Raw genomic sequence first — 7,967 nt, forward strand, 5'->3', positions numbered from 1 at the left:
TTTCAAAGCGATTGGAAAATGAATGTCCACACCCCAGCTCACAGCGCCAGCGGGCCATGGGCAGTTCGGGGGTAATAGGGGCAACAGGCACTCAACAGGCATGGCGCATAACGTCCAGCTGTTTCATGGCGGAAATGGAGTCTTTTTTCTGGTTGCATGGCATGGCCCCGTAGCCAAGCTGGTCGATAACCAGGCGGGCAGAGGCTGCGCGAAGGGGGCGGCTAAGCTTGAAGAGCTTTAGCGAACGCAATGATTTCTTGATCGATTCAGGCATCGTTTTCCGGGATCCGGCAAAACCATTGCCGTCACTGCAGTCCTATTGAACCCACGTGCGTAGCGCGGGCTGTGATTTTCACCATCGGCCGACACCCGGTAGCGCAGATGCCATACACCTGCCGCCGAGCTGAAGTTTCTATTAGCGGTACCACTACCAGCGAACAGAATCTGTCGAGCGCGGCATTCTACCCAATTTTGTTTGTGGATTTCGTCATGGTTGTGATGAAAATCTCAGTGAAAAGCGCATTTTTCCAACGACTGCTCTTCACGGTTGGCGGCAACCTGCCTCTGAACAAGCCGATTGTCCACGCTCGTTCATATCCTCAGAGCTTGAGTTGCAGTTGATCGGCGGCTTGCATTCGGACGAACGGCTGGCGAGGTCAGCCTTTGGCTGCTTATAGCACGGCTCTTTCTCATGTGAATTTTATATCTACAATTTATTGCCGTTTTACGTATGAACCCTCGAATGCTCTGACCAATGCCTTTTGGCGCTCCCCCACCACCATGTCCGTCACAAGCTACCTCGCGCGGATCCTCAGCATGCGCCGAGGCGGGTCTTTAGGCGCGCCCTAAGCCGTCACTGGGGTAACACTCGCGCCAGGGTGGCGCTCGTGAGCAGGCATCGCGCGGAGCGCTGCGGCCAATGCTTGAGTTCGGTTTTTACCAGGCTTTCCGGGCAAAGCAATAACACATTGCCAAAACCGAACAGCTTGAAGGCTTCGATTCTGGCGGAGCCTTTCTGCCTGGCCTCGACCGACCATTCGCTCGAATCCAGTTCACCAAGCACATACGTGTCGGTGAGCATATAGGCCCGTACCTGATTATCACGCATGCCCATGGAGCTCGCCGCAGCATAGGTGATGATGCCTAGCGTGGCTGGCGACAGAACGAGGTACACCATTAGCGCAGCGACCAGGCTAGCCACGCATAACTGCCAGCGGCGGGCAAGATCACCACGCGCCTTGTAGAACACCCACACGGGCAGCAACGCAAGAATCATCGAAAGCACCGCAATCAGCATAAGTTGTCCCACGGCATCGGGGGTGTCTTCTCCTCGGTAAGCCATGAGCACCATTTGCGCGGGGAAAACACCTGCCACTACCGTGCCCAGCAAAGCCAGGAACAGGAAGAAGAGCAGAGCCCAGGGCGATGCCGCTTTGCCTTTTTTCGGCCTGAGCGCGGAGAGCACGACCGGAATGTGCAGGTTGGGATTAAGGAAGTAGAACAGCGTGGTCGCCAGGGCAGTGACCAGACAGACCGCCACCGCCACCCACTCAACCCCCCAATCGGATGCCCAAAGAATCAGACCACCGAAACAGGCATACCCGGCCGAGACGATGAACAGCAGCGAATTGATCGCTCGGCGCTGCAAGCGGTGATGAGTGTTGAGCATCGAGACCGCCAAGGCGAGTAACACGGCAGCGCTCGCCATGATAAGCATGAAGGCGACCGACATCAGCCCTACCCAGGCCAACCAAACGAGCAGCATCGATTGATTCGCCGCAGCGGCCTGAAAGAGATCAATACGGCCAATTGCATGGGTGTAACAGAACAGGCTCGCGAACCCCGCCAGTAATCCAAACAAACTGAGCAACCAGGCAATTGCGCCCCAGTGGGCTAGCACACGCTCCAGTTTCGACTTGGGTGAAGGATCGCTAGCTGGTGTGCCTTGCGCAGTTGCGGATATAGCGGTCATCGGGGCTCATGTTCCGTTTCGAGGTCAGAACACGCATTTTATTCGAAACGAGCGACAGAATAGGCTCGCCTCAAGGGGATCCCGGATGCCCCTCGGCTAACCGAGGCTATGGGTCTATCGGGTCAGTGATAACGACTGACAACCCCTCGCGGGCATATACAGCAAGCAGCGCTTGCCGCAACGCGGCTTTGGCCCCCTCCTCCCCATGCACCAACCGAATCTCCCCGGGCCACTGTTCCATCCCGGTCACGAACCCGACCAACCCCGCATGATCGGAATGCGCCGACTACCCGCCGATGCTGGAGGTCGATATCCACATATCCCTTCTTCGGCCCGAAGCGTTGTATGGCGTGGCCCGGCGTTCCCCTGGCCTGGTAGCCGACGAACAGCACGTCGTGTCGCGGGTCGCCGAGCATGGCCTTGAGGTAGTTGACGATACGGCCGCTGGAGCACATGCCGTTGCCAGCGATGACGATGGCGGGTCTGGCGCGGCTTGCCAAGGCTGAATCCAGGATGATGGGCAGGCGTGGCCAGTCGATTTCAGCAGGGTCATTTGGTGCAGTTTTGAAAGCTTCGCGGGCATGGCCCGCTCCCACAAAGGTTTCTGGTACGGCTGTAGTATGCAGTTTCTTGCTGTGGATGATGCCTTCCAGCTCGTAGAGCATCTCTTGCGTGCGGCCGACGCTGAAGGCAGGGATCAACCCAGGCTACGAAAACGGGTGCCAGGGCGATCAGCGGCATTGCGCCGCCGACGGCCCTGACTGGCGAGCGCCTTAAAGCTTGAAGGTGCTCACCAGGTTGTTGAACGAGATGGCAAGGCGCGACAGCTCCTGGCTGGAAGCGCTGGTCTGATGGGCACCTGCCGAGGTCTGGGTCGACAGGTCCTGGATGTTGACCAGATTGCGGTCCACTTCCCGGGCGACGTTGGCCTGTTCTTCGGATGCCGTGGCGATCAGCATGTTGCGGTCGTTGATCTCGGCGATGTTATGGGCGATTCGCTCGAGGGACTCACCGGTGGCCTTGGCCAGCTCTTGCGTGCTGTTGGCCAGGGTTCTGCTATTGCCCATCGCTTTCACTGCATCGTCGGCGCGTGACTGAACACTGGTAATCATCGACTCGATTTCACCGGTGGATGCCTGGGTGCGCGCAGCCAGCGCTCTCACTTCGTCGGCCACTACCGCAAAGCCCCGGCCCTGCTCTCCCGCTCGTGCAGCTTCGATGGCCGCGTTGAGAGCCAGCAGGTTAGTCTGTTCGGCGATACCGCGAATGACATCGAGCACCTTGGCGATATCGCGAACGCTACCGGCCAGCTCGTCGACGATGACGGTCGAATGGCCAATCTCGCTGTTAACGCTGGTGATCGCCTTGACGGCCTCGCGCGCCTGGTCGCGGCCGCTGGCGGCTTCCTGGCTGGTCAGCCTGGATGCTTCGGAGGTCGAGGTGGCGTTGCGGGCGACTTCCTCGACGGCTGCGCTCATCTCGGTTACAGCCGTGGCGGCAAGCTGGATTTCGTCGTTTTGGCGAACCAGCCCTCGGCTGCTCTCCTCGGTCACCACGTTGAGCTCTTCGGCAGCCGAAGCCAGCTGATCGGCTGCGCTGGCAATCTGCTGAATGGTGCCTTTGAGGCCACCTTGCATCGCACCGAGCGCTGTCAGCAACTGGCCGACCTCGTCGCGATGACCGCTGGCGATGGTGTGGGTCAGATCGCCGCCGGCAATGCGCTCGGCGTTGCGCACCGCCAAGGTGATAGGCGCGCTGATCACCCGGCTGATGAACATGCCCAGCAGGAAGGCAGCGAGAAACGCCAGGCCGATGCCGATATACAGGTTGAGCTTGGCGGCCGCCTCCCTCTGCCGAGCATCTTCGGCACCTTCGCCGATCTGGCGGTTGTTGGACTCCACCATGATGCCCATTTCATCGATGACTGTGCGGTAGGCCTGTGACACGTCACCGGCAATCAGCAGCCTGGCCGCATCGAAGTCGCCACTCTCGATCAGCGCCAACGCGCGCTCGACGAGTGCCTGATAGGCGGGCCAACTCTTGTCCATGCGGTCGCCAGCGGCTCGTTCGTCGTCAGCCAGAGGCGTGGCGCGGTACGTAGCGAAGGCACGTTCACTGGTCTGGCGGTTCTCCTTCATGGAGGTGAGGATGGCGCTTCGCTCAGATTGCGGAGCGCCAGCCGTGGCCGCATCCAGCAAGCGATACAGGTCGCGGTTCTGGGCAACGGCGTTGGAACGAGCCTCGGCGGTCTTGGCAACAGACACGAGGTTATTGGAAAAAACCAGCTGCAGGCTGGAGGACAGTGAGCCGATCCCCTGACTGCCTACCGCACCGACAACGAGAGTGATCGTGGCGCAGAGGGCGAATGCCAGGTACAGCTTGGTCGCGAGCTTGGCGTTGTAGAACCAGTTCATATGCAAACCTGTAGATAGGAGGGTGAGCTGCAATCGCAAGGTATGCGCTGGCATCGTTACCAGTATCGGCTAAGCCACAGGCGGCTGTAGGGCGGTATGGCGCTTTATTATTGGGTGAGTTAGATCTGAGGTGCCTTGGCTCGTTGCGAGCTCACGGCGTAGCCAATCCGAATAACGGTGGCATAGACGCGGGATGGTGCGCGAAAGACGTTGAAAGACCCAGGCTAGAGCGACACCGGGTACATCATCATTCCTCTTCTTCGTTCACTCGGTCGCGCAGTTCTTTACCGGGTTTGAAGTGCGGAACGAACTTGCCATCCAGACGAACGGATTGGCCGGTTTTCGGGTTGCGCCCTACCCGCGGTGCCCGATAGTGAAGGGAGAAACTGCCGAAGCCACGGATCTCGATGCGATCGCCAGTCGCCAGCGCCTGTGACATCTGTTCCAGCATGGTCTTGATGGCCAGCTCGACATCTTTGTTTGAAAGCTGTCCTTGGTGGGTGACGATTCTTTCGATCAGCTCCGACTTGGTCATACTTTTCCCTTCGTTTTCAAGCGGCTATGTCACTCGATGGAATGGTTGTAGCACGCTGATCAGCTTTTGAACAGTCTAAAAAACCACCAATTCGGAAAATGTGGTTCGGTTCTTGAATCGACTGCAGCAGATTCGGGCAGATGAACGTAAGTCGTTGTCTGGGCTGGAATGTTGCTTGGTCGCCAGGTTGGCTCGGGATAGTCATCTGTGATGTTGCATGCCGAGCAGCGAAAGAGGTGATCAAAACAACGCGAGCGCCGTCCAAGAGAGCCAACGCAATTGATGGTAAGAGGCCGAGAGCGCCTCAGGAGAAAACCGTGCTGATCCCCGCCAATCTGCTAGAAGCAGACACCCTCACCCGCCTGATCGAAGACTTCGTGACCCGCGATGGTACCGACAACGGTGACGAGACACCGCTGGAAACCCGGGTGATCCGCGTACGTCGCGCACTGGACAAGGGCGAAGCGGTGATCGTGTTCGATCCGGAAAGCCAGCAATGCCAATTGGCGCTCAAGCGTGATGTGCCGAAGGAGTGGCTGGTAGAGGATGAGGAGTAGCGACGATTGGGTGATGGCCGCAATCGCTTTCGCGCCGGGGGCGACGCTCCTACGGCCGGAGGAAATGCCGCATTGGCGTAGGAGCCGTGACCTCGCGGCGAATAGTTGTAGCCCTTCGGTCTTGTGGAATGGCCGCAATCGCATTCGCGCCGGGGGCGACGCTTCTACGGTCGGAGGAAATGCCGCATTGGCGTAGGAGCTGCGACCTCGCGGCGAATGGTAATAGCGCTGCGGTCTTGCGGAATGGCCGCAATCGCCTTCGCGCCGGGGGCGACGCTCCTACGTCCGGACGAAATGCCGCATTGGCGTAGGAGCCGCGACCTCGCGGCGAATAGTTGTAGCGCTGCGGTCTTGTGGAATGGCCGCAATCGCTTTCGCGCCGGGGGCGACGCTCCTACGGCCGGAGGAAATGCCGCATTGGCGTAGGAGCCACGACCTCGCGGCGAATAGTTGTAGCACCGCGGTCTTGCGGAATGGCCGCAATCGCCTTCGCGCCGGGGGCGACGTCCGAGGAGCTAGCCGCGCAGGCCACCTTCTCGTTCCCAGGCGCAGCGCACGCGCAAGCCACCGTCGTGCGGGCTGTGCCGGCCGGTGTCCGACTCCCAGCGGAAGGTGTGGGTGCCGTTCAGCTCGGTTTCCAGATGCACCACGGCACTGGCCCAATACAGGCGTTTGAGCAGCGCCTCGAACTCGGCGACCCAGAGCTTCCATTCGTATTCGATGGTCTGGTAGCTCGCGCCGAAATGGATGACCTGGGTCTGGTACAAACCGCTGCCAGGCCGCTGGCAGCAGGAAAACATCTCGCGCCCGAGAAACGGCCAGGCATCACCGACAGGCAAGGCCTCCAGCACCTGCTGGTTGAGCAGACGCCGCAAGCGGCTCTCCGATGGGCTGTCCGACGGCCAGTCACGAATGCTGCCATAGACGATGGATTCCGATTCCACGGGTCACTCCGCAAAAAAACTGGCTGCCTTCTATCACAGGGAGCGATTCAGGGGAACTCCGCGGGTGAGCCCTGTGACGGGTTTGGTCATTGCGCACCTCCCCGCCCTGCTACGGCCGACGTGGACCCTTGCGCATCGCCCAGGCCACCAGCACCATCACCGCAGCCATGCCGGTCAGCACCATGAACGGCACCTGGTAGGTACCGGCCATGTCCCGCGCCAGGCCGCTGAGCACCGGCGTGAGGCAGGCCACGCTGTAGCCCAGGCCGAGCATCATCGCCGTCCAGCGGCTGACCGCCATGGGCGAGCCCGCTTCGTAGATGGGCAGCAGCAGCGACAGGGCGAAAGATCCGCTCATGCCGAAGCCCAGGGTCAGCGCCCAGAGCTCGGGGACGAAGGTAGGCAGGAAGGTGATCATGCTCAGACTGGTCAGCGTCATGGAACCGCAAGCGACCATCAGCAGATAAGGGTTGCTGACACGCTGCACCAACCAGGGCAGCAGAAAGGAACTTGGCAGGCCCATCAGCATGGCCAGGCTGAACAGCGTATTGCTGTGCATTGCCGACAGCCCGGCTTCCTGATAGCGCGCCACTGTCCAGGTGGCAATCGCGTAGAACAGCCCGGCCTGCAGCGAAAAGTAGCCGGCGATCAACCAGGCCCGCGCCTCGCGCCAGGGCAAGCCGGCGGATGCTTCTTCATGGCTCAGCGGCTCGGCCCGGTGCTTGGGCAGACGCCACCAGATGGCGACGGCTAAGGCGGCGGGCAATGCCCAGATGGCCAGGCCGTAACTCCAGTCATCGGCGAACAGATGGGTAACCGGCATGGTCAGCACCACGCCAACCGCCCCGCCGATAGCCATGCTCAAGGAGTACCAGGCCAGCACCTGCCCCATGCGCCCGACGAAATGACGCTTGATGAAGCCCGACAGCAGCGGCCCGGCAATGGCAATGGAGGCTCCCATCAGCACTGCGCTGCCGATCAGCATCACACTGGAATGGCCAATCAGGCGCAGCATCAACGCCAGGGTAATGATGCCCAGGCACAGGGTGATGGTGCGCTCCAGACCGAACCTGACCGCCAGGCGCGGAGCCAGCGGCGCCAACAGCCCCATGCACAGCACCGGCAGCGCGGTAGTAAGGCTGATGAAGCCACGGCTCAGGGAAAGCTCCTGAGCGATGCGTTCGATAAGCGGCGCCAGCGAGGTAATGCCGGGGCGCAGGTTCACCGCTGCGGCCACGAGGGCCAACAGCAACAAAGCGCGAGAAACGGGTTTCACAGGATATCCTGATCAGGTGGCCAGGTTTAGCCGAGGCGGCAACCCTACCGGCAGACCTGGATTAGAGCAAGCCTGGCAGCGGCCTTGTCTCTAAAAGCGCTGCAGTCATGAGTCGGGAGGACCACCATTTCCCATAGTCGGGCTCACCCAATAATGTAGGAGCCAGCTCGCTGGCGATTGCTGGCCATGGCGCACGAGTGCATGGCGGCTACGATCGCATCGCCCGCAAGCGGGCTCCTACATGGCGGTGCCGTGGACGACAGGGGCTG

The 7,967-nt window shown here is 60.5% G+C and carries 7 protein-coding genes and 2 pseudogenes; 1 reads left to right on the plus strand and 8 read right to left on the minus strand.

The window, feature by feature from the left end; translation table 11 throughout:
- Positions 1–91: 91 nt before the first annotated feature.
- The 6 genes and pseudogenes from QRN22_RS25875 to ihfB form a co-directional block, all read right to left on the minus strand.
- A complete protein-coding gene (locus QRN22_RS25875) occupies positions 92–274 on the minus strand; it encodes a hypothetical protein (RefSeq protein WP_042553992.1) in 183 nt (60 codons plus the stop codon).
- A 579-nt stretch (positions 275–853) separates the two neighbouring features.
- Complete coding sequence (locus QRN22_RS25880) at positions 854–1,972, minus strand: hypothetical protein (RefSeq protein ID WP_042553991.1); 1,119 nt, start codon at positions 1,970–1,972, stop codon at positions 854–856.
- A gap of 106 nt (positions 1,973–2,078) precedes the next feature.
- Positions 2,079–2,673 (minus strand): annotated as a pseudogene (locus QRN22_RS25885) (MBL fold metallo-hydrolase RNA specificity domain-containing protein); the annotation flags it as partial.
- Between the two features lie 72 nt (positions 2,674–2,745).
- Complete coding sequence (locus QRN22_RS26730) at positions 2,746–3,609, minus strand: methyl-accepting chemotaxis protein (RefSeq protein ID WP_499119107.1); 864 nt, start codon at positions 3,607–3,609, stop codon at positions 2,746–2,748.
- Positions 3,604–4,440, minus strand: a pseudogene (locus tag QRN22_RS26735) (MCP four helix bundle domain-containing protein); the annotation flags it as partial. The gene QRN22_RS26730 and the pseudogene QRN22_RS26735, both read right to left, overlap by 6 nt.
- Before the next feature lie 193 nt (positions 4,441–4,633).
- Positions 4,634–4,921: an integration host factor subunit beta gene (ihfB, locus tag QRN22_RS25895; RefSeq protein WP_042553988.1), complete on the minus strand. Its 288-nt coding sequence runs from the start codon at positions 4,919–4,921 to the stop codon at positions 4,634–4,636.
- A gap of 317 nt (positions 4,922–5,238) precedes the next feature.
- Between ihfB and QRN22_RS25900 the strand changes: the two genes are divergently transcribed.
- Positions 5,239–5,478: a YheU family protein gene (locus QRN22_RS25900; protein WP_042553987.1), complete on the plus strand. Its 240-nt coding sequence runs from the start codon at positions 5,239–5,241 to the stop codon at positions 5,476–5,478.
- 515 nt (positions 5,479–5,993) lie between these two features.
- Here the strand turns inward: QRN22_RS25900 and QRN22_RS25905 are convergent.
- A complete protein-coding gene (locus QRN22_RS25905) occupies positions 5,994–6,422 on the minus strand; it encodes a hypothetical protein (protein ID WP_042553986.1) in 429 nt (142 codons plus the stop codon).
- A gap of 109 nt (positions 6,423–6,531) precedes the next feature.
- Positions 6,532–7,698 (minus strand): MFS transporter, encoded by a 1,167-nt coding sequence (locus QRN22_RS25910; RefSeq protein WP_042553985.1) that lies wholly within the window; start codon positions 7,696–7,698, stop codon positions 6,532–6,534.
- Between the last annotated feature and the right edge of the window lie 269 nt (positions 7,699–7,967).

This window comes from Pseudomonas sp. MEJ086, from assembly GCF_030209025.1.
Taxonomy (GTDB): Bacteria; Pseudomonadota; Gammaproteobacteria; order Pseudomonadales; family Pseudomonadaceae; genus Aquipseudomonas; species Aquipseudomonas fulva_A.